15 protein-coding genes are annotated in these 23,469 nt (G+C 43.9%); 8 read left to right on the top strand and 7 right to left on the bottom strand.

What is annotated here, in order from left to right; translation table 11 throughout:
• Positions 1 to 86: 86 nt before the first annotated feature.
• From NF418_RS04660 to NF418_RS04650, 3 genes are all read right to left on the bottom strand, one after another.
• Complete coding sequence (locus tag NF418_RS04660; protein ID WP_256778631.1) at positions 87 to 1,712, bottom strand: hypothetical protein; 1,626 nt, start codon at positions 1,710 to 1,712, stop codon at positions 87 to 89.
• Positions 1,713 to 1,721: 9 nt separating this feature from the next.
• On the bottom strand, positions 1,722 to 2,420 hold the full coding sequence (locus NF418_RS04655; protein WP_256778630.1) for an ABC transporter ATP-binding protein: 699 nt from the start codon (positions 2,418 to 2,420) through the stop codon (positions 1,722 to 1,724).
• Between the two features lie 94 nt (positions 2,421 to 2,514).
• On the bottom strand, positions 2,515 to 3,687 hold the full coding sequence (locus NF418_RS04650; RefSeq protein WP_256778629.1) for an NAD(P)/FAD-dependent oxidoreductase: 1,173 nt from the start codon (positions 3,685 to 3,687) through the stop codon (positions 2,515 to 2,517).
• A 169-nt stretch (positions 3,688 to 3,856) separates the two neighbouring features.
• Here NF418_RS04650 and NF418_RS04645 point away from each other — a divergent pair, with 169 nt between their 5' ends.
• Both NF418_RS04645 and NF418_RS04640 read left to right on the top strand, forming a co-directional pair.
• Positions 3,857 to 4,060, top strand: a complete 204-nt coding sequence (locus NF418_RS04645; RefSeq protein WP_172084791.1) for a cold shock domain-containing protein — start codon at positions 3,857 to 3,859, stop codon at positions 4,058 to 4,060.
• A 168-nt stretch (positions 4,061 to 4,228) separates the two neighbouring features.
• Positions 4,229 to 4,723 carry a DUF536 domain-containing protein gene (locus NF418_RS04640; RefSeq protein ID WP_029998400.1) on the top strand — a complete coding sequence of 165 codons (495 nt, stop codon included), beginning with the start codon at positions 4,229 to 4,231 and terminating at the stop codon, positions 4,721 to 4,723.
• Between the two features lie 262 nt (positions 4,724 to 4,985).
• Here NF418_RS04640 and NF418_RS04635 read toward each other — a convergent pair whose 3' ends face one another.
• The gene (locus NF418_RS04635; RefSeq protein ID WP_256778628.1) at positions 4,986 to 5,450 is read right to left on the bottom strand and encodes a GNAT family N-acetyltransferase; all 465 of its coding nucleotides are present in this window, start codon (positions 5,448 to 5,450) and stop codon (positions 4,986 to 4,988) included.
• A gap of 77 nt (positions 5,451 to 5,527) precedes the next feature.
• Between NF418_RS04635 and NF418_RS04630 the strand changes: the two genes are divergently transcribed.
• Positions 5,528 to 7,288: a glycerophosphoryl diester phosphodiesterase membrane domain-containing protein gene (locus NF418_RS04630; RefSeq protein WP_256778627.1), complete on the top strand. Its 1,761-nt coding sequence runs from the start codon at positions 5,528 to 5,530 to the stop codon at positions 7,286 to 7,288.
• Positions 7,289 to 7,331: 43 nt separating this feature from the next.
• Here the strand turns inward: NF418_RS04630 and NF418_RS04625 are convergent, their stop codons facing one another.
• On the bottom strand, positions 7,332 to 7,631 hold the full coding sequence (locus tag NF418_RS04625; RefSeq protein ID WP_256778626.1) for a YbaB/EbfC family nucleoid-associated protein: 300 nt from the start codon (positions 7,629 to 7,631) through the stop codon (positions 7,332 to 7,334).
• A 218-nt stretch (positions 7,632 to 7,849) separates the two neighbouring features.
• Between NF418_RS04625 and NF418_RS04620 the strand changes: the two genes are divergently transcribed.
• Positions 7,850 to 9,019 carry an SIS domain-containing protein gene (locus NF418_RS04620; protein WP_256778625.1) on the top strand — a complete coding sequence of 390 codons (1,170 nt, stop codon included), beginning with the start codon at positions 7,850 to 7,852 and terminating at the stop codon, positions 9,017 to 9,019.
• 44 nt (positions 9,020 to 9,063) lie between these two features.
• On the opposite strand, the gene NF418_RS04615 is transcribed toward NF418_RS04620, so the two are convergent.
• Positions 9,064 to 11,331, bottom strand: coding sequence for a Xaa-Pro dipeptidyl-peptidase (locus NF418_RS04615; RefSeq protein ID WP_256778624.1), 2,268 nt, complete (start codon positions 11,329 to 11,331; stop codon positions 9,064 to 9,066).
• 183 nt (positions 11,332 to 11,514) lie between these two features.
• Here NF418_RS04615 and NF418_RS04610 point away from each other — a divergent pair, with 183 nt between their 5' ends.
• Genes NF418_RS04610 through NF418_RS04600 form a run of 3 tightly spaced genes read left to right on the top strand, consistent with a single transcriptional unit; the run spans position 11,515 to position 13,723 of the window.
• The gene (locus NF418_RS04610) at positions 11,515 to 12,249 is read left to right on the top strand and encodes a CppA family protein (RefSeq protein WP_256778623.1); all 735 of its coding nucleotides are present in this window, start codon (positions 11,515 to 11,517) and stop codon (positions 12,247 to 12,249) included.
• The gene (locus tag NF418_RS04605; RefSeq protein ID WP_256778622.1) at positions 12,246 to 13,187 is read left to right on the top strand and encodes a serine hydrolase domain-containing protein; all 942 of its coding nucleotides are present in this window, start codon (positions 12,246 to 12,248) and stop codon (positions 13,185 to 13,187) included. Before NF418_RS04610 ends, NF418_RS04605 begins: the two co-directional genes overlap by 4 nt.
• Positions 13,184 to 13,723 carry a DUF1697 domain-containing protein gene (locus NF418_RS04600; protein ID WP_172084175.1) on the top strand — a complete coding sequence of 180 codons (540 nt, stop codon included), beginning with the start codon at positions 13,184 to 13,186 and terminating at the stop codon, positions 13,721 to 13,723. The genes NF418_RS04605 and NF418_RS04600 overlap by 4 nt, the downstream gene beginning before the upstream one ends.
• Before the next feature lie 347 nt (positions 13,724 to 14,070).
• Here the strand turns inward: NF418_RS04600 and pflB are convergent, their stop codons facing one another.
• Positions 14,071 to 16,416, bottom strand: a complete 2,346-nt coding sequence (gene pflB / locus NF418_RS04595) for a formate C-acetyltransferase (protein ID WP_256778621.1) — start codon at positions 16,414 to 16,416, stop codon at positions 14,071 to 14,073.
• Positions 16,417 to 16,695: 279 nt separating this feature from the next.
• Here pflB and NF418_RS04590 point away from each other — a divergent pair, with 279 nt between their 5' ends.
• The gene (locus NF418_RS04590; protein ID WP_256778620.1) at positions 16,696 to 23,283 is read left to right on the top strand and encodes an endo-alpha-N-acetylgalactosaminidase family protein; all 6,588 of its coding nucleotides are present in this window, start codon (positions 16,696 to 16,698) and stop codon (positions 23,281 to 23,283) included.
• Positions 23,284 to 23,469 lie beyond the last annotated feature (186 nt).

The following is a 23,469-nucleotide window of genomic DNA, read 5'->3' as shown; positions in this document are numbered from 1 at the left end:
TTAATAAATGTAGTATTCTTATAGTTTATCATAAAAGCGCTTTCTTGAAAAGGCTAGACCTAGATACTCCATAAAAATAGTTATAGTTATCCCTTCAATCTAAAGGTCTGCGGAGCTTTTTTCAATAAAATCCAGTAACCGATGCTGACATAGGCAATCATAGCTAAGGAAATGAGTAGGATGTACAAGTGATTGCCTATATCCAGCTTGATATTGAGATAGGCTACCCAATAGAGAGCTCCACTGAGAAATTTATAGACTGGGTTGACAACCTCCATGTCCTTGGTAAAGGGTTGGAGAATATAGTAGATAAAGAGGTCGTGGAAGGAAAAGAGAGCTGTCAAACTCAGCAGGAGCAGAGCAGATAGGAGATAGGTTTCAATAGGTAGCTGCGCTCTAGTAAAGATGACGAGGGCCAATAATAGAGATCCAGAGAAGGCAGCATTTAATTTTACAGTTTGCAGAAAACGGTAATGAAAGCCTGCAATAATGGTTTTTGCTTCGCGGTAAAATGGATAATGGAGCATGGAAATATCGCAATTAACAAAGACCATCTGTGCGACAGCCTTACCCATGGAGGCGGCATGCATGACCATGAAAGCAAAAGGCAGTCCCTCGATATAGTTGGTATTGCTTATCTGAATGTCATCTTTTGAAAACCAACGAATTCCTTCAATAAAAAGGACAATAGCCAAAAGACAACCCAAGCGAAAATGCAGTTTTTTCGTAAGGACAGAACGATAGCGGTCAAATAGCAGAGCGTTTAAGTAGGTCATGCCTGATAGGTGGGACAGGTCCTTTCCTGTTTCCATACTCAGTTTCGCCTGCATCTGCAACCCTTGTCGGGTGTATTCATTGCCCTTGGTCAGCTCAAAAAGTTTCTTATCCATCTGCAAGGACTGGTCCATGCAATAGTAGAGATAGTCCAGATGGTTGGTCTGTTGTTTCAAATAACGATAGCCAAACCAAATGAGCAAGACCTGACAGACAAGGACAGGCAGTAAAAAGATGGGAGACAGATGATTGCGGAAAAGGATAAGGCAGGCAATAGCTGCTAGACCAGTAGCCAAGATAATCCAAGATTGCCAAGAGTTTCGACGTGCAAAAATACCTCTGTTGAATAGTGCTCGATTGAGAGCATGACCAGAAAAAACTCCTGTTGGAATGGACAGTAATCCTAGAGGCAGATAGAGCCAATTTCCTGATAGGCTAGAAAAAATCAGCAGGGCAGGCAGGTAGGCCAGACTGGTGATAATAGGCTCTACAAAGAGTTGACTCTGTAGAAAACTAGATTGGGAAAGTCCAAAATTTTGCATGAATTCCCGTTCGGACTTGGCGATAAAAGGCTCAAATCCCTTGCCAAACCGATAGGTGTAGCCAACAAAGACCATCCACATGGAAAAGCCTAGAAGCCAAGTATCTGACGGGATTTGCCAAAAGTCCAGCTGATTATTGGATAGGAGTTTAATCCAGAAGGTAGCAATGCAAGAATAGATGGTTAACCAAATTCCCTTGACCAGAAAGCGACTGGGAATAGACAGGATGTGCAGGACCAAAAAGAGACCAGACTTAAAACTGTAAGACTTGAAAATACTTTCTGGAATGCTCTTGCCAATAAGTGGCAGTTTCCGCAGATAGTAGAAAAATCCATTGACGGTCCGATAGAGGTTGTACTTTTCCTGATACCAAAAATAACGTAGAATGGTTTTCATAAGCCCCTCCTAATCTGCTGTCAAGAGGGTAACCACTTCCTGTTCAAAATCAGGATCGTGGAGCTTGTCACTCGGAACAGCCTGTAGATCTTGGTGATGCAAGAGGACAATTTCGTCGCAGAGGTCCTGAGCCAGTTGTAGAATGTGGGTGGAAAAGATAATAACGGAATCCTTTTTAGCCTCCCGAATCAGCTGTTTGAACTCGTGAGCAGCCACAGGGTCAAAGGAAGTCAGGGGCTCATCCAAGAGAAGAACAGGAGGCTGGACAATCAAAGACAGGAGCAACTGGACCTTGTTCTGCATACCGTGGGAAAAATCCTTGAGCAGGCGATGTTGGTCTTCTTCTCCGATACCGACTAAGTTCAGCCATTCTTCTGGGCTACGAGGAGATTTGAGCTTATCCTTGTGAATATCCATATAGAAACGAACAAACTCATAGGCCGTCATAAAGGCAGGCAGTTGTGGGTAGGTTTGGGTAAATCCGATGTCCGTATTATCGTAGTCAAGGACTTCCTCGCCCTCTACAAACTGAATTGAGCCGCTATCTAAGGTTAGATTACGAGCAATACAGTTGAACAAGGTCGTCTTACCAGCACCATTTCGCCCCAGCAAACCGTAAATCTTGCCTTGTTCGAAGGTAAAGGAAGTATCTTCCAAAATGAGTTTATGGTCGAATTTCTTGGAAACAGAAGATAATTTCAGTTGCATAGCCAATCTCCTTTTTGTTATATTGTTATGGTTTTATCATACAATAAAAAACAAAAAAATTCAAGCAGATTTTTGCTTGAATTTGATGTAAAAACTAATAATGCAAACTCCCTGCCACCCAGCCAGTTGCCAGACAGTAGGTAATGTTAAAGCCACCGGTGTGGGCGTTGATGTCCAAGACCTCACCTGCAAAGTGGAGGCCTGGGACCTTCTTGCTCTCTAATGTTTTTGGATTGATTTCCTTGAGGTCAACGCCACCCTTGGTCACAAAGGACTTGGCCAAGGACATCTTGCCTGTTATCTTAATCGGCAGGGCCTTGAGCAGGGTGATTAGCTGACTCAGTTCTTTTTGGGAGACCTGTTTGACCTTGCAGTCGTAGTTCTCAGCGAAGAAGTCTGCTAGGCGGTCTGGCATGAGTTCAGCCAGGGCATTCTTGACGGATTTTTCTCTGTTCTTTTCTAAATGCTCAAACAAGTCCTGTTCAGAATGAGTCGGCAGAGCATCGAGAAATGCGGTTTCGCCGCCTTTGACAAAACTAGACAGACGAAGGGCAGCGGGACCCGACAGGCCAAAGTGGGTAAAGAGCAGGTCGTGGGTGATGACGTGCTTGCCGTAGGTCAGGGTGACGTCGTCCAGGGAAATGCCTTGGAGCTTCTTGTGGGGGAAGTCGGTCAGAACGGGGCTTTCAGCGGCCTCAATCTCTGTGACTTCCAGCTTGAAGTGGCGGGCAATGTCGTGACCAAAGCCGGTTGAGCCAGTGGAAGGATAGGTCTTGCCGCCGGTGGTGACAATGAGCTGAGGTGCTGTAAAAGTCTCCTCGCTGGTCTTGACATGGAAGAGTTCATCAATCTTGCGAACGGACACCACCTCAGTTCCTGTACGGATGTCCACGCCGTTTTCCAACATCTTCATCTCCAGGCACTTGATAATGGTCTGGGAGCGATCGGTGGTCGGAAAGACACGGCCGTGGTCCTCCACCTTGAGCTTGACCCCGTTTTCCTGAAAGAAATCCATGATGTCGTGGTTGTCAAACTGGGAAAAGACGCTGTAAAGAAAGCGGCCATTGCCGGGAATGCCAGCCAGTAGGTCTTCCAAAGTACCGTTGTTGGTCACATTGCAACGTCCGCCGCCTGTGCCAGATAGTTTCTTGCCCAAACGCTTGTTTTTTTCAAGGAGCAGGGTCTTCTTGCCATAAAAACTAGAAGAAATAGCAGCCATCATGCCAGCAGGCCCCGCTCCGATAATAATGGTATCTACTGTATTCATGCTTTTATTGTATCATAAATTCAGGAAAGTTTTTCAAAATGAGGGCTCCGCCTTGACTTTGTCCTCCTTTCCTGTTAGAGTAGGGAAGTAAATTAGTTTTTGAGTTCTGTTTGTGTTTCACCTGCTTTACCTTTCTAGTTTTACAAATTTAGAGAAAGGAAGTAGTGATATGGCACAAGGAACAGTAAAATGGTTCAACGCTGAGAAGGGCTTCGGTTTCATCGCTCAGGAAAATGGACCAGATGTATTTGCACATTTTTCAGAAATTCAAACCAATGGTTTCAAATCATTGGATGAAGGTCAAAAAGTGACTTTTGATGTGACAGAAGGTCAACGTGGCCCTCAAGCAAGTAACATCGTAAAACAAGCATAATATAGTATGTAGAAAGACATTCTCAGGATGTCTTTTTTTGCTGGAAATTGTTTCCAAAGCTAGATATAGCAAGACTTCTAACTCCCTTGATTTGACAGTTTTTAGGTCTTATGGTACTATTTTACTGATAGACATTACTATGAACAAAAACAAATGATAGAGGATTGTATGGGAATCGAAAAAACAGTCAGCGAATTAGCTGAGATTTTGGGTGTGAGCCGTCAGGCCATGAATAACCGAGTCAAAGCCCTTCCAGAAGAATTTGTAGATAAAAATGACAAGGGTGTGACTGTTGTAAATCGGTCGGGCTTGATTGAGCTAGAAAAAATCTATAAAACAACGATTTTTGAAGATGAGCCGATTAGCGATGAGGTCAAGCACCGTGAGATGATGGAAATTTTAGTAGACGAAAAAAATGCTGAGATTATTCGTCTATATAGTCAATTAAAAGCCAAGGATAAGCAACTTGCCGAAAAAGATGAACAACTCAAGGTCAAGGATGTGCAAATTGCTGAAAAGGACAAGCAGATTGATCAACAGCAACAATTGACCCTCAAAGCAATGGCAGACAAGGATGTCCTCAAGCTAGAGCTGGAAGAAGTCAAGGCTCAGGCAGAAGGAGTCCAAACTAAAGGCTTCTTTGCACGATTGTTTGGAAGATAGATAAGTAAAAAATCAAGCTCCACTTAGGAACTTGATTTTTTCTTATTTTCTACCCATTCTTCTCTCAGAATTCCATATTTGACTGAATCGTGATGGGAGTGGGAAAGAACTCAACTGGTCTAAAAAGAGTTCGTCTTCCCACCCCCGCACAGTTGATTAGGTCGGATTTGGAGTGTAAAACACGAACAAATCTGCCAATCAACCACTGCGCTGAGATGTTGACACGAACTCTAAGAAGTGGCGCTGGGCTTTTTGCCCAGCCTCAGCGGACTTTTCGGATTTGAGCTTCCTTGGTCATGCCTAATTTTTCAGCAGTCCGCATCATACCCTTGTTACCAGACCAAGTGGTTAGTCCGATGTGTTCTAATTCTGCAAATTGCTGGAAAATGGTATCAATCCAGAGTTCAAGGGCTGCGGTACCATACCCTTTGCCCCAGACCTTATCATCATGGATTTCTATTCCGATTTCTAACCAGCGTGTTGGTTTGCATTCCCAGTAATAAGAAACAAAGCCGATAGGTTGTTGGTCTACTAGGATGGCCCTGACGCACTCTTTTTGTAACCACTGGTAGAGTTCCAGTGCTTGAAAGTCTTCAAAAGTAGTGCAGGCCTGGTAGTCATCAAAATAGGGGGCCGCAAATTCTTTCCAGCGAGGGGCGGCTTGACGGTAACCAATCTCCCAAAGTCTATGTAAATAGCTTTCATTCATAGGTGCAATCGTGATCATGAGAACCTCCCTTTTTTCTAGTCTAGCATATTTACGACACCCTTGCAATTCCTTGTAGAATATGGGAAACTAGGTATATGAAAAAGATACGACGAACATTCCAGAAAGTGTATTACAATTTAGATAAGATTTTACTGCTCTTTTTTACCCTCTTTTCCGTGATGGAGTTTGTTTGGATACCGCTAAATTCCTGGGTTTCCGAAGGATTGTTGGCCATGACGGGTCATGCCTATCTGTCTCCGACAAATGTTTTCTCCGTTCTCTCTGAAAACATCTTGGTGACAGGCCTCTTTATACTTTTATTCCTTGTCAATCTAGCCATTGCCTACTTGGAACTTGCTCTGCTATTTTCCGGAGTAGGGCAGCTCCTAGACCAGAGGGTTAAGCATTTCCCGGATTATGTGAGGGATATGAGGGACAGTATGCTGGATATTATCAGACATAGCAGTGTGCCTAAGGTGCTGTTTCTTCTCTTTTATTCAGTTATTCTTCTGCCCTTTCTTCGACGGATTTTAAATATCTACTATTTTAATAAGATTGTGGTTCCTCAGTTCTTGATTGACCATTTTTCCAATACTTTGTGGCTGGCAGTCTTGATTTTCCTCTCTTTTATACTCTTCTTTTGGTTGGCAGCTCGCTTCATGTACGCCCTGCCCAAGATTTATTTTGAACACAGGAGCGTCAAAGAATCCATCGCTTATTCATGGGAGAGGACAAGGGGGTGGCAACAGGTCCGTTCCATGGGTAAATTATTTTGGTTGGTGACCCTTCCGGTCTTTCTGTTCTCAATCGGCGGCACCTTGCTTTACGAACTGCAATTAGTAGTCGAAAAAATAGCTCCTCAGCTATCATTTCTCCTAGCCGTCTTTTGCTATATTCTCCTCAAATTGCTCTACTACGGTGTGGTTTCCCTCTTCATGATTGGCTTTATCAGTTATGTGACGGGCAAGAAACTGCCTTCTTACCGACGGAAACGGCTCCGTCACCGCCTCCGACTGACCATCTTGGCCGTGTCTAGTCTGGTTTTTGGTATTCAGGGCAGTCTGGCCCTCCACTATCCCTTTGATAGCCTACCGCTGACCATTTCCCATCGTGGGGTGGACGATGGAAATGCCGTGCAGAACTCGATTGAGGCTTTGGAAGCAACCTCTCAGCTCCAGCCGGACTACATTGAGATGGACATTCAGGAAACCAAGGACGGTCAGTTTGTGGTCATGCACGACACAGACTTGATGGCTTTGACGGGAAATCCCGGAGGTACACATGATTATAGCCTAGCAGAGATGACCACCATGACTGCATCCGAAAATGGCATGACAGCTCCAGTCCCTTCTTTTGATACTTATCTTGATAGAGCGGATGCCTTAGGGCAAAAATTATTGGTGGAAATCAAAGTGACCAAGCAGGATTCCCCAGACTTGACCAAGAACTTCCTGAAAAAATACGGACAACGTTTGTTAGCCAAGGGGCATCAAATTCAATCTCTGGATTACAAAACGATTATTGAAGTCAAAGAGTACAGTAAAAAGCTGGTATCATTCTTCATCCTCCCTTTCAACTCCATTTATCCCACGACAGTAGCAGATGGCTACACCATGGAATATACATCCTTGGATCAAAACTTTATCCTAAAGTCATGGATTAAGGGAAAATCTGTTTATGCTTGGACAGCCAATGATGAGGAGACCATGACAAAGATGGTCATGTTGCAGGTGGATGGTATCATAACGGACAATATGACGGAATTGAAAGCCGTGTTGGAAGATGTTAAGGTTCACCGCAGATATGCCGACCTCTTTTTCCTACAATTTCAATCCTTACTCTATCATTTTGAATAAGCAAAAAACGCGAGGGTCTAGCCCAATCGCGTCTTTTTCTGTCTTAAAATGGTAATTTACCAGCAAAGGCACCCAATTTTTTCTGAGTGGCATCGTCAATTTTTGAAAGAGCATTATTGACTGCTTGGATAGTCATATCCTGCAAGGTTTCAAGATCATCAGCATCCACCACCTCAGGCTTGAAGTCGATAGAAACCAACTTTTTATCGCCAGTAAAAGTAGCAGTGACCAAGTCCTGCACAGAGCTACCAGTAAATTGAGTAGCTGCCAATTCAGCCTGGCTCTGCTCCATTTGCTTTTGAAGCTTTTGAGCCTGTTTCATCATTTGTTGCATGTTCATCATAAGGGAATATTCCTCCATAAATAGTGATATGGAAGTATTATAGCATGTTTTTCTGTTTTTTTCTTTAATTTAGATAGATGTCCTGGTTGGATACAGTAGGGTGATACATTTTTAGTAAGATTAAATTCTATATATCAATCTATTTTAATTTGACTTTGTAAGCACTTTCTTGTATAATAAAAGAAAAACTGGTTATAACCAGAAAACAAGGAGGAGCTATGTTCCGTTTAGCAAAAGAAGAATTAGAAAAATTGGGGGCCCATATCACAGCGACTGAGATTTATCAACAGCCTGGCTTGTGGAAAGAAGCTCATCAACTCTATCTTGACCAGCTTGAGAAGATTGAGGGCTTCTTGAAGGCTATCAAGGACAAGCATGATTTTGTTCATGTTATTTTTACGGGTGCTGGGACTTCGGACTTTGTTGGTCAAAGCATTGCCAACTATCTCAACCAAGTCAATGATTTGAAGCACATCCGTTTTTCTGCCATTGGTACGGTTGAATTGGTCGGTCGTCCACATGACTATTTACAGGCAGATGTGCCAACTATTTTGGTATCCTTTGCCCGTTCAGGGAATTCACCAGAAAGTGTGGCAGCAGTAGAAGTTGCCAAGCAATTGGTAGACCAGCTTTACCAAGTGACCATTACCTGTGCACCAGAAGGCAAGCTGGCTCTGGCAGCCGAAGGGGATGCGGATAATCTCTTGCTCTTGCAACCGGCTGGCTCAAACGATAAGGGATTTGCCATGACAGGTTCATACAGCTGTATGTCTCTGACAGCCCTCCTCGTCTTCTCACCAGCTAGCCAAGAAGAAAAAGCCGCTTGGGTCGATACCATTGCTCGTCTGGGTCAAGATGTCTTGGACCGTGAGGATTATGTACAAGAGCTTGTTGATTTAGATTTTGAACGAGTGATTTATCTTGGTTCGGGTGGTTTCTATGGGGTAGCCCACGAAGCACAGCTCAAGATTTTAGAATTGACTGCAGGTAAGATTGCGACCATGTACGAGTCCCCACTGGGCTTCCGTCATGGACCAAAATCATTCATCAACGAAAAGACCTTGATTTTCCTCTTTGCATCAAACGATGCTTACACACGCCAGTACGATGTGGACTTGCTCAATGAAGTCCATGGTGATGGCATAGCAGAGCGGATTGTGGCCTTATCAGCTGACAAGCTAGCAGGTACAGAGGCAGCTAACTTTGTCTTGGCAGAGGGTGGAGCAGATCTGCCAGACGTCTTCCTAACCTTCCCTTACATCATCTTTGCACAGACAGTGTCTATCATGGCAGCCATCAAGTGTAAGAACTTACCAGATACACCATCGCCAACAGGCACCGTAAACCGTGTGGTGCAGGGTGTGATTATCCATCCATTAGAAAAATAGGCAGTCAAAAACGAGTTGCAGGTGCAGCTCGTTTTCTTGTCATATTACCTTGGAAGATGGATGGTCGAATGGTCCAAATCAATCGAAATAGTCCAGTCGCCATTGTCCCGAATAGTGCATTCAAAGTCTGTCGTGTAGAGAATCAGCTCCAGCACATCGCCTTTTTTCAACTGGTAAATGGTTGGTTGTAGCTTCCAGGTCAGATTCATCCACTGTCCAGGCACCACTTCCTCGACAGTCATTAGGTCGGTGCGGTTCTGCAGGTTCATAAAGCCCTTGGTCACCAAGCGTTGCGGCATCTCCACATAAGGTAACTCCACCAGATTTTCTTGGGCATGGTAGCGACCGTTGTCCAGACTTAATCGTGTTTTGGGTGTTGGGATTGGGGCTAGGCGTTTTTTGCTTCCCTTGTCCAATAGCTGAGCAGATAAGAGACCCTTGGCTACACTAGAAGCTACACGGAGTTTCAGCGTGACCTGTCCGTTGAGCAGGAGGTCCTCCGTAACAGGCAGTTCTATGCTGATTTGATTGGCCTTGCCTGCGTAGAGGTCTTGGTGAAAGGCAGGGTAGGATTTGCCGTAGCGGTCAAAATCTTCTTGGGCATAGTGATTGGAAATGGTCTGGTTTCCAGTTCCCAGTGGTAAGACAGCCTCTTTCTCACCGCCAAAGGTGTCCAAGGTCGTCCAAGTTTGCTCACCGCTGTTGTCCTGCCAGATAACCGTTGGTAGTTGGTAGTCGTTCTCGTAGCCCAGCAGTTTTTGGCTGAGCAGGGCGTTCATGGACTCGCGGAAGTCGATGGACTGCCAATTGTTCATATACACGTGGGCACCGTTGTGGAAGAAGAGGTGCTTTTTGATCTGGATTGGTAGGGCATGAAACATATTCCAGACGTGAATCGGCTTGACATTCCAGTCCTGTGAGCCGTGGGTAAAGACCACCTCGCACTTGACCTTGTCAGCGTGGAGCAGATAATTGCGATCATGCCAGTATTGATTATAGTCGCCGCTGGTGCGGTCCAGGGCAACACGTTCTGCCGCCAGTCCTTTTTCGTAGGCTGCTTTATTGCGGAGGAAGTCCCCTGCTTGCAGACTCTTGGAGTAGGTCAAGGCGGTCAAGCTGTCCAGATCCTCGCCAGGATAGCCGCCAGGGCTGGTCACCAGCCCGTTTTCACGGTAGTAGTCGTACCAAGAGGAAATACCTGCTTCTGCGATAACGACTTCCAATCCGTCCACGCCAGTTGTTGCCAAGGCATTGGACATGGTACCGAGATAAGATAGTCCTGTCGTCGCCACCTTACCATTGGCCCAATCGGCCTTGACCTCAAGCGAGCGAGTATGGTCTGTGTAGGCCTTGGTGCGACCGTTCAGCCAGTCAATCACCGCTTTATAGCCCTCCACCTGTTGGTAGTCGCCAGATGTCATGTAGCCCGTCGAGCCCAGCGTTCCGACACCAGACACATGGAGGCTGGCAAAGCCGCGAGCGAGGAAGTAGTCATTGAGGGAGTAAGAAGTGATGTGGCCCAGTTTTTCAGTGGCAGGGCTGACAGGTAGGTCCCGCTGGTCCAAGTCTAGCTTGGTGATGCTGGCCTGCTTGACCTGAATGGTACCGACTTGTTTTTCAGCCAGTTCCCCTTCCATCTTATGCAGGGTCTTATCGCTGGCTACATCATTCACTCCTTGATGATAAGGACTGTTGGTAATCACCGCAGGGATTTTCCCATCAAAATGCGGACGGAGAATGGACAACTTAACAATATCTGTCTGCCCAGTCCCAGCGGTATCAACAGGCGTTTCAACATAGACTACCTCACGAATGAGGTTTTTAGTTGAAAAAGTGGCCAAGGATTTGCCGTTGAAGAAGTGGTAGCGATTGTCCTCTGGAATCAGGTCGTCGCTAACCAGCTGGTCAATCAAGGTGTTTCCAGACTTGGTGCGGGTATTGAGCAGCTGGTAGAGGTTATCAACGATGTTCCCATAGACAATGGGGAAATGGCTGGTTTTGCGGAATTCTTCCACATCTGTATAATCTACACCAGGCACAAATCCCAGCAACTGAAAGGCCACTTGATAGAAAATCAGGTCTGTCAACTCACGGCCAGACTGGAAGAAGGTCAGCAGATCTGTCTCCCAATCCGCAATCATATTGGCCAAGGCATGGTCAGTATTTTCTTTCAAAAAGTTGCATTTTCTAACAAAAATTTCCAAATTTTCTTTGGGACTAAATCTTGTCTGCAGATTAAACCCCAAGTTTTGCATCTCTTTTAATGATGTGGAAGCTTCTGTTTGAATAAACGAAAACTGATTAAAGCGCATAATCTCTCCCTTTTTTCTGATAATAGTCTATAATAGCTATTATATCTGATAAGGGGGCCTTTGTCTAAGATTTTTTGGATAAAAACCTGAAGATATTAATGTAGAAAATGACAGTATAATTAGTTGTAAAATAGTGTTTTTTTTTATACAATATTCTAGTATTATTGAGAAAGAAGAATTATCGTGTTGAGAAAAAATGATGAGATTGTACCCGTTTTAAGAGTGAATAATCGCGGGCTCAATCAATCCTTCCTAGAAGAACAACTGGGAATGAAAGTACAATTAGAAGATGGACCATTTGCTGATTTTGGGGATAGAACCAGTTCTGCAACAAAAATGGTTTTGATGGAGTCGCCGGGCAATCGCACTCGGGCTGTTAAGGGACTTAAAAAATTAAATAAACTTGTTATTAAGGTAGAGCAGGCCAGTGAAATTGAGGCCTTGCTAGCTCGAGGAACTGTTTTTACCAAGCTATACAAAGGGAAAAATGGTTTTGGTTTTGAGGCTCTCTCTCCAGAGGGAGATACCTTCTTACTTCATGCTGAACAAGCTGTTGAGGATTTGACAGCAATTCTTCCGCCCGTGCATTTTACTGGTCAAGCTGATTTTTCAGGTTTGACTGCTTTTGTGGTGGAGTCTGTCTGGATCAATACCTCTCAAGCAAGTATCAGTCAAGATTTTTATGAGGCTATTCTCCCTAACCAGGCCTTTTTGCGTTTTGTAGGGGCAGAAGGGGAGGATTTAGTCACTCCAGCAGAACAGGTTTGGGATTTGGATAGCTTGCGTTTTCCTATTGAGCAGGATTTTGACTGGGCAAACTTGGAAAGTCATTTGGAAGGTCCCTTCTTTAAAGATAAGAAAGAAAGCTTTATCCAAACGGTTGACCCAAGCGGCATTGAATTGTGGTTTGAAAAATGAGACAAGCAATTTTAGACAAGATTTCAGAGCAGATTGAGCAGGGAGTCTATCCTGGTGCCAGTCTGGCTCTTTTTTCTAAGGGGCGATGGCAAGAGTACTATCTAGGGACCCAGGATGGCCATACGCCAGTTGAGGCGGGTTTGACCTATGACTTGGCCTCAGTATCAAAGGTGGTTGGAGTAGGCACTCTTGCGACTTTTTTGGTTAATAGCGGAGCTTTGGAGCTAGATAGGACCTTGCAGTCTTATTATCCAGCTTTTCAGAATAGTCAAGTGACCATCCGACAATTATTGACCCATACTAGCGGCATTGATCCTTTTATTCCCAATCGGGATAGTCTGGATGCGGATCAATTAAAAGAAGCGATTTTGAAGATTAGGGTGACGGATAAAAAAGATTTTCTCTATACAGATATCAATTTTCTTCTGCTGGGCTTTTTGCTGGAGGAACTGGGTGGAGCTAATCTGGATCAGTTAATTAGACGAGATGTTCTAGAGCCCTTCGGCATGTCCCAAACCTCTTATGGACCAGTTAGTCAGGCGGTACCGACGATGCGTGGTGTCGAGGCAGGAGTAGTGCATGATCCTAAGGCGCGTGTCTTGGGGATGCACGCGGGGAGTGCGGGTCTCTTTTCGACGGTCAGAGATTTGGAAATCTTTTTGGAGCGCTATCTGACAGCGGACTTTGCGGCGGATTTGACCCAGGACTACGGCTTTGATGACAAGCGTAAGCGGTCGCTGGCCTGGGATAAAAAGGGGGACTGGTTGTCCCATACGGGCTATACAGGGACCTTTATCATGTACAATCGCCCCTTGCAAAAGGCCGCTATTTTCCTGTCGAATCGAACTTTTGAAAAGGACGTCCGTGCCCAGTGGAAGCTGGATAGAAACCAGGTCATGGCTCTGATTCGTCAGGTTTTGGAGGAAGAGGTGGAATGAGATATGTTCTTCTACTGAGAGGAATCAATGTTGGTGGTCGTAACAAAATCGTGATGGCGGAGTTACGTCAACAGGTCCTTGATTTAGGCTACGACCAAGTAGAAACCTACATTAATAGCGGTAATCTTTTCTTTGATTCAACCAAGAATAGAGGGGACATTGTTGCTGAATTTCAAACTTTTTTCACAGAAAGATACCCCTTTGTGGAGCAATTTGCTCTACTAGACGCCCAAGATTATCAAGCAGAAATCGATCAGCTCCCAGCTTGGTGGCAAGAAGAATTGGCGAGAAAGGATGTCTTGTTCTATACAGATAGGAGTCAGAAGACTCTGATTGAGGACTGGGTGAGCCAGCTGGATTTAGGAGAGGAGATTATTTACTTTGGGCAGACGGCTCTCTTCTGGGGTAAATATGATGAGCAGTCTTATTTGCAGACGGCCTATCATAAAAAGCTGGCCAATCAAGTTTTTTACAAGAGCCTAACCATTCGCAATCACAAGACCTTTGCCAAACTGGCGGAGTTTTTGGAAAAATGAAGAAGGAAATGAAGGGAAACGACTTGTGACTGTTTTCCTTTTTTACATTCTTGACATCAAATTGTCATCAGTTTTCAATTTGCTTGAGATTTTAGCGTGATAGAGTGAAAGAGAGGTAAAGGAGAGATTCTATGAAACAATAACATACTAAGATTAGTAGTGAGGAAATCTCCGACGGGAGAAAGTATTCACTACTAATCTGAGTTTTTTTTGAACTGGTTCTGTATCCTTCCGAAAATCCTCTATACACCCTTCCGTTCTCTCCCTATCCTTCCGCAATTTATGGGAGGATAGTTTTGATACAACAAAAAGGACCTGCATGTGCAAGTCCTTTTGTCTTTGTTTGATTAAGCTTGACCTGAAACTTCAGCAGCGTGGTCATCCATTGAAAGAACTTCGTGGAAGACACGTTGTGTCAATTCAGTTTTTTGCTCTTTAGTGAGGTATTTAGTGTTTACGCAGTATCCAGAGATACGAACGATAACATCCTCACCAGCCATGATTTTCTCGTAAACGTCGTTCAAGTCCATAACGTTCAAGTTCACGTGCTGACCACCTTGCTCGAAGTATCCGTCAAGGATAGTCACCAAGTTAGTGACTTGCTCATCGAAGGTCTTACCAAGAGCTTTTGGAGAAACCTGAGTTGTCAATGAGATACCGTCGTTGGCATGGTTGAAGTTGAGTTTAGAAAGGGTGTTCAAGTTTTGCAACCAACCACCACGAGATTTAGAAGTTGGGTTAGCACCTGGTGGGAAGAATTCTACTTTAGAAGTGTTGACAGAGCCATCTTCGTTGAGGAATACACCACGGTGTACAGGTGAGTTACCAGTTTGTTTAGAGTAGGCAACGTTTGATGTGATAGTCAAGATAGATACAGCAGCTTCTGCATTCTTGTAAAGTTTCTTGTTAGCAAGACGAGTATAGAATGCTTCCATGAGCCATTTTGCAATGTCATCTACACGGTCATCGTCCTCACCGTAACGTGGGAAGTCACCCGTTACTTCGTAATCGTAGATGAAGCCATCTTCGTCACGGATTGGTTTCACTTGTGCATACTTGATAGCTGACAATGAGTCAACAGTGTTTGCGAAACCACAGATACCGAAGCCCATGTTTGCACGGAGGTGAGTTGGCAAGAAGGCCATTTGAACAGCTTCGTAGTTGTACTTGTCTGTCATGAAGTGGATGATGTTCATGGCATCAACGTAAGTGTCTGTCAACCAGTCAAGGGCTTTTTCAAAGTTTGCGATAACTTGGTCGTAGTCAAAGACTTCAGAAGTGTTTGGTTCAACGCCGTCAAATACTTTATAGTCTTTGTGAACATCATCGTAACCGTTGTTCCAGCTTGAAAGAAGGGCTTTCAAAACGTTAACACGCGCACCGAAGTACTGGATGTTGTGGCGTTTGTCTTCGCTTTCTGGGTCAAGTGGAGACACACAGCAAGAGATACATGACATTTCACCATAACCGTCTTTGGCCATTGTTGTTACACCTTCGTATTGGATAGAAGAGTGTTTGTGGCTCATTGCCATACAGTAGCGACGGAAAGCGTATGGAAGTTGGTCAGACCAAAGAACTGTCAAGTTTGGCTCTGGAGAGTTACCGATGTTGTCAAGTGTGTTCAAGAAACGGTAGTCCATCTTCGTAACACGGTGACGACCATCGTTACCCATACCTGCCATAGATGTTGTAAGGAAAGTAGGGTCACCAGAGTAGATTTCGTCGAAGGCTTTTGTACGAGCAAATTTCACTGTACGAAGTTTCAATACGAAGTCATCAACAAATTCTTGGATTTCTGATTCAGTAAATGTACCACGAGCCAAGTCACGTTCTGCGTAGATGTCAAGAACGATTGGCACACGACCAAGAGAAGTTGCTGCACCGTTGATAACACGGCAGACTGCCATGAAGGCGATGTTGGTCCATTGGATTGCTTCTTTTGTGTTCATCGCAGGTTTGCGAACATCAACACCGTACAAGTCACCCAAGCGAACAACTTGTTGAAGAGCTTGGTACTGCATGTTGATTTCTTCGCGAAGACGGATTGACTCTTCATCGATTTCAGTGATGGCATTCCAGTCAGCTACTTTTTCTTCCATCAAGTAGTCAGCTCCGTAAAGGGCCAAACGAGCATACATACCGATGATACGGCCACGTGAATAAGCATCTGGAAGACCAGAAACGTGGTGTGAGTGGCGAGCACGGCGGATGTCAGCTGTGTAGGCACGGAAGATACCGTCGTTTACAGTTGTAGCGTGTTTTGTATAGATTTCATGGATAAGTGGGTCTGGAGTATAGCCGTTTTCGATAAGCGTTGTTTCAGCCATACGGATACCACCACGTGGCATGAAGTTAAGTTTGAAGAGCTCATCGTTTTGGATACCAAAGATGAGTTCGTTCTCTTTATCAATGAAACCTGCTGGGATGTCAGCAATAGAGGTAGCACGATCTACGTCCATTGGGAAACGAGTGTCCTCGTAACCAGCTTTTGTTTCTTCAATGATTTTTTTGATATGAAGTGAACGCTCAGTTGGACCTGCAAGGAAGCTTTCATCTCCATCATATGGAGTGTAGTTAGCTTGAACGAAACGTGTTACGCTAGCTTTTTCTTGCCAGTCTACACCTTTAAAGCCTTCCCAGGCTTGAGCGAAAATGTCTTCAGTAACATTTTTTGTTTTCACTTTTGTTGACATGAGGGTTCTCCTTTTAGATAGTTTTGTTTTTCACATATTTTAGTATATCATATGTAAGCACTTTCTTCAAGACAAAACACTGAAAAATAAATTGGAATTTTTTCCAAGTAGATGGAAATAGTATCCATTCATCCAGTTATCTATCTTTCTGAACATTATTATATTAAAATATTCAACAATGGTCAAACATAATGGATTGATATATTGACAAAGAAAGCGTTATCATGTAGAATGTATGTGTATATTATATTAATAACAAAAGATAAAAGGAGGCAGACGATGAGAGCTTACTCTAAGGAATTATTTTCTAAGAAGAATAGATATTCAATTAGAAAATTGACAGTAGGTGCGGCGTCAGTTATCGTAGGAATTTCTCTATTTTCAGGTGGAACAGTATTGGCAGAGGGAACAGCACTTGCCGATACTCCTGTTGAGACGATAGAAAACAACGATGTTAGCAATACAAATGAAGGAGTTGTGGATCAAGATAGCTCCCAAACAGACGAGGTAGTTGGTTCTGAAATAGAAGCTGCGCGGACGGAAATGAATTTTGCCCAGTCAGAATCTCAAGAAGTCGCTGCGGAATGGACGCCAACTTCTACACCGGCTGGTACAGTTGAGGTCGTTGAAGAAGAAGGAATTCGTTACAACCGCTTGTCTTCAGTTGATGGTCAGGACAATTCGACAAATATCGGAACATTTGAAAATCCTGACTTGAAGATGAATGCAGATGGCAGTGCGGAGGTATCATTGTCATTTGTAGAACGCTCTGAACCAGCACAGGCTCGCTTTGGTGTCTATCTGAACCATACTGATCAGAATAAGCATGTCTTAGTTGGTTATGATAAAGATGGTTGGTTCTGGGAGTACAAGTCTCCAAGCGGAAGCACGTGGTATCAAGGTCAACGGGTACCAGCTCCTGAAAGAAATGTTCTCTATGATTTAAGTGTCAATTTAACACCTACTGGTGAGATTTCGGCATCCATTCTTTCAGATTCCATGACCGAGGCACAGGAATTGTTTGCGGCTCAGCAAATTCCCGAAGCAGCTTGGAATGATTTAAAGAATACCTTATCAGCTAAATTAAAAGTTACTAGCCGTAATACTGATCGTACAGTGGTAGATATTGTTGCTAAAAACCAAGAGGGAGTTTCAGAAACAGCTAGCCAGCCAACAACTCCTGCTACAACAGGTACAGGGACACCAACAACTCCTACTGCTCCAACTACACCAACTCCAGTAGCAACTGAAAATACAGCTCCTACAACCATTGGTCCAGACTGGCGTCCAGCATCGACTGTTCAAGGGACAGTTGATGTTGTAGAAGTAAATGGTGTTCGCTATAATGCCCTTGCTTCTACTACATCTAATAACAATTCTGAGAATGCAGCCTTGTTTGTTAAAGAAGGCTTGACAGTAGATGCTTCGGACAACGCCAACCTTGCAGTAACCTTTGTGGAAAATTCAGAAGCAGGTCATGGTCGTTTTGGTGTCTATTTGAAACACAGAGATGAACGCAACCATATCTTTGTCGGCTATGATAACGGTGGATGGTTCTGGGAATACAAGGTAAATGGTCAAGGCAATTACCTCAGCAATCGCAGTGTTCAAGCACCAACTAAGGGAAGCACCAACCGCCTAGAGATTTCTTATAAGTCAGACGGACAATTAAATGCGACTGTCAATGGTCAGAACTTATTTGATACCTATACAGTCGGAACAGAAGTTCGTCAAGCCTTGGCAAATGACAAGCGCATTGCCTTGAAATTGGGAACCTATGGTCAACAACTAACCAAGGTTAACGTGGTTGCAGACAACCAAGACGGTGTCAAACCAGTTGAGACAACAGCAGAAGATGCAATTGTACTAAATGATAGCAATGTTTCCTACGAGACCCTTGCTTCAGATGTTCTTACTGCTAAGATTGACCGTGCCTTCCCACGTATCAAAGAATATACGATGCAGGGTGAAAAGGTTTATGGTCAAGTCAATCCAATCCGTACCCTCAGAATCAATGATTACGAAGTTACACCAACAGTTACTTTCAATAAGGTAAGTGACAGAGTTGCAGAGTATGTTCTAGATGTTGTTGATGAAGCTAAGAAACTAAATGTCGCTATCAAGGTTAAGGTAGAGGTTGCTGGAAATGAGTTGCACTTTGATGTGACAGAAGTAAACAACCGTAACCAAGTAACTCCTGGTCAGACCATTGATGATGTCGCTAAATTGGTACAAAGTATCTCCTTTGCCAATAATAACTTAGTATCGGTAGCTAGCACACAGGCTGGTGCTAAGTTTGACGGTGCACGTATGTCTACCAATACTCACCAAACAGGTGATCGTCACGTAGATGTGCAAGACAATACACCAAGCTCTAGTGCAGGATTTATGTATGGATTTGTTTCTACTGATAAGCTAGCTGCTGCGGTATGGAGCAATTCACAACACGGTACAGGTGGTGCAGATGACTTTACTCGTCTGACTGCAAACAGCGAACGGTACAGTCTAAATGGTGAAACAGGTGTCCACTACGGTATTGCAAGCTCACCTTGGCAGTGGCAAAAGGCACATAACAGTGTTGTATATCCAGCCTACACCTTGGAATTACCAAGTGCTAAGGTTGTCTTTACAAAAGATGCTAACGAAGACAATGTGGTAGACTGGCAAGATGGTGCGATTGCTTACCGTCAAATTATGAACAATCCAAAAGGGCATGAATACGTACCAGAATTGGTAGCTTACCGTATTGCCATGAACTTTGGCTCACAAGCGCAAAACCCATTCTTGATGACCTTGGATGGTATTAAGAAGATTGCTCTTCATACAGATGGTCTAGGTCAAAGTGTTCTTCTTAAAGGGTATGGTAGTGAAGGTCATGACTCTGGTCACTTGAACTATGCAGATATTGGTAAACGTATCGGTGGCACAGAAGACTTCAAGACTTTGATTGAAAAATCGCAACCATATGGTGCAAAATTAGGTATTCACGTTAACGCATCTGAAACCTATCCAGAATCTAAATACTTCTCTGAAGAAATTCTTCGTCGTCACGCAAATGGCGAGTATGTTTATGGCTGGAACTGGATTGACCAAGGTATCAATATCAGTGGTCACTATGATTTGGCTCACAACCGTCTGAAACGTTGGGAAGATTTGAAGAAAGAATTGGGCGACGGCTTAGACTTTATCTATGTCGATGTATGGGGTAACGGCCAGTCTGGTGGCGAAAATGCTTGGGAAACCCATATTCTTTCTAAGGAAATCAATATGCAGGGTTGGAGAAATGCCTTTGAATGGGGCTATGCAGGTGAGTATGACTCGACCTTCCAACACTGGGCAGCAGACTTGACTTATGGTGGATACCGTCTAAAAGGTATTAACAGTAACATTGTTCGCTTTATTCGCAACCACCAAAAAGACTCTTGGGTTGGTGATTACCCGGCTTATGGTGGTGCGGCCAACTATCCACTTCTCGGTGGTTACAATATGAAAGACTTTGAGGGTTGGCAAGGTCGTAGCGATTACAATGGCTATATCACAAACCTCTTTGCTAATAACCTCATGACCAAGTATATCCAGCACTTTAAGGTAACAAGCTGGAAGAACGGTACACCAGTTACCATGACAGACCATGGTGAAACCTACAGATGGACACCTGAAATGGAAATTGGTCTAGAAGATGAAGATGGTAACAAACTCTTGCTCAGACGTAAGTCAAATGATGTGAGCAATGAAGGCTATCGCCAACGTACAGTAACCTTGAATGGTCGTACAATCCAAGATGGTAGTGCCTACTTAGTTCCATGGAACTGGGATGCCAATGGTCAGGATCTTGAAGCCAAAGATCATAAGATGTATTACTTCAACACTGCTGCAGGTGCTACAACCTGGACCCTACCTTCAGATTGGACTGGTAACAAGGTTTACCTCTACAAACTTACTGAGCTTGGTAAGACAGATGTTCAAGAATTGGCAGTAACAAATGGTCAAATTACCATTCAAGCTGATGCAAATGTGCCGTATGTTCTTTATAAATCTCCTCAGACAAATCCAGAGATGTCCTGGAGCGACGGCATGCATATCTATGACCAAGGCTTTAACTCAGGTAAGCTAGACCATTGGACAATTGATGGTGATACTAGCAAGGCTACTTTGGTCAAATCCCAAGGTGCCAACGATATGCTCCGTATCCAAGGTAATACATCCAAAGTTAGTCTCAGTCAAAAATTGACTGGTCTGAAACCAAATACCAGCTATGCAGCTTATGTAGGGGTAGACAACCGCAGTACAGCAAAAGCTAGCATTACAGTCAATACAGGCAGTTCAGAAGTTACAAACTATACAAATGAGTCTATTGCTCTTAACTATGTAAAAGCCTATGCTCATAATACATTGCCACAAAACGCAACGGTTGAGGATACAAGTTACTTCCAAAACATGTATGTATTCTTCACAACTGGAGACAATGTGGATAATGTACGCTTGACCCTATCTCGCGATGCAGATGCTGCAGCAACCTATTTTGATGAAATTCGTGTCTTTGAAAATGACTCAACCATGTTCGCAGGTGGTCACAATACAACTGCAGGTACCTTCAAGCAAAACTTTGAGAATGTTCCGCAAGGTATTTTCCCATTTGTTATCGGTGGTATTGAACGAGTTGAGGACAACCGTACTCACCTTGCAGAAAAACATGCTCCATACACTCAACGTGGCTGGAATGGTAAGAAAGTGGACGATGTCATTGAAGGCACTTGGTCACTCAAGACAAATGGTCTGACAGCTCGCAATAGTATTGTTTACCAAACTATTCCACAAAACTTCCGCTTTGAAGCTGGCAAGGCCTATCGTGTAAGCTTTGATTATGAAGCAGGTTCTAATGGAACTTATGCCTTTGCTATCGGTGAAGGACGTTATAACAATGATGCTGGTAGCCTAACGCTGAATCCATTGAACAATTCATGGGAAGATAGTGACAAGGCTAAGAAAGCAAGCTTCTTAGTTACAGGTGCAGAGTCTGGCAATACTTGGGTTGGTATCTTCTCAACTCGCCGTGGTGGTGATACCAAGGGAGATACTAGTGGAAACGCCAACTTCCGAGGCTACAATGACTTTATGCTGGATAATCTGGTGATCGAAGAAGTTACCTTGACTGGTCACTTGTTGACAACGGATTACTATAACTTGAATACTCCTGTCTTGAATGAAAACTATACTCAAGCAAGTTTGGCACCATACAAAGAAGCTTTGTTAGCAGTGTCTGCAGCTCCTGAGGATATTAGTATCGAAGACGCTCGTACCTTGATTGCTACTGCCAATACAGCCCGTCAAAATCTTCAAGTGAAGAAAACAGCAATTACAAATGAAGATATTGGCTTGGCTCAGGCTAACGCTCAAGAAGGTGAAGAAATAGCTAAAGCCTTTGACGGCAATCCGTCTACTATCTGGCACACACCATGGAATGGCCGTCATATTAATGAGCCAGTGACAGTTAACCTTCGTAGACCAGTTGACATTCAACGTTTTGAATATGTGCCAAGACAATCAGGCCGCAACGGTATCTTGAAAGCATTGACATTGGTGATTACTGATGATCAAAACGTGGAACATACCTTTACTGGTGCGGATTGGGCAGCAACAAGTGCTACTAAGACAATTGATTTCGGTAAGACAATTAAGGCTAAGAAGATTGTGATTACAGGTACCGCCTCATACGGTGATACTGCAGATCAATTTATGTCTGCTGCTGAATTCCGTTTCTTGACACCTGTTCAGGAAGAAGCCACCCTTGATAAGGCACCTTATGAAGCAGCCCTTGCGGCCGCACGTTCAGCAGGTAAGACAGCTCTTGTCAAAGAAGTAGAAGACTTTATGGCTTCTGTCGAAGCTGCAAATCTTTTGACAGCAAATATCTTAGATGCTACAGTTGCTCGCTTGAATGCTACAGAAACACCTGCAAATCCAGGCAATACGACAGGTACTACTACCGAAACGCCTGCAAATCCAGGGAATACAACAGAAACTCCAACACCAGATACTGGAGAAACACCAGTTGATAAGCCGACAGAGACAGCTGTTAATACAGCAAATCTTGAGGCAGCAATTGCTAAAGCAGAGGCTTTAGACCAAGCAGCATATTCAGCAGAGGATTTAGCAGTTCTAACGGAATTACTTGAAAATGCTTTGGCAACCCTAGAGTCAACTAGTCAAGAGTTGGTAGACGATGCTACTCAGATGTTGAATGATTGGCTAGCAAGCCACACTACTCAACCAGCACCTGAGACACCTAAGCCAGGCACAGGTGAGAAACCAGCTGAAGAACCAGCAAACCCAGGCACAGGTGAGAAACCAGCTGAAGAACCAGCAAACCCAGGCACAGATGAAAAACCAGCTGAAGAACCTGAAAATCCAGGCACAGATGAAAAACCAGCTGAAGAACCTGAAAATCCAGGTACAGTTGAGCAACCAGTTGATGAGCCAGCAAACCCAGGCTCAGGTGAGAAGCCAGTTGATGAGCCAGTCAAACAAGATGAGGATATCGTCACTGCAAAAGGAGAAAGTACCAAAGCAGATCCTCTTCCGTTAGGGGAATTGCCACCGCTTGTGATTGCAAAAGGTGATAGTGTTAAAGCAGAACCATTACCTGCTTTCGATGGAGGCTTAGTTCCTAACTATGCTCCTACAGCAGCTGCTCTTCCAAGTATTGATCCTGCAAGCTTGGCGAAAGAAGCTGCTAGTCCAAAACCAGCAAAAGCTACTTCAGCTACTTTACCGCAAACAGGTGAAGAAACTGAACAAGGTCTTCTCCTAGCAGCTGGTTTGGTAGGTCTAATGGCTATGGCGGCTCGAAGAAGACGATTTGAGTAGTCATTTCAGAATAACATAGCTTGTTCTCCAAATACATTAGAGGTAGGTATCGGACCTGCCTCTTTTGTATTGTTTATCGAAGCTTTTCGCAAACTTATAGCAAAATGGAATTAGAAAGAGGACACGTCTAAGTTTATACATTTGAAAATTCTACTATCTAAAAATGCGAAGTAGTGGTGCTCTATC

It is taken from the genome of Streptococcus suis (assembly GCF_024509555.1).
Taxonomy (GTDB): Bacteria; Bacillota; Bacilli; order Lactobacillales; family Streptococcaceae; genus Streptococcus; species Streptococcus suis_AD.
This window is presented reverse-complemented; position numbering and strand designations above follow the sequence as displayed.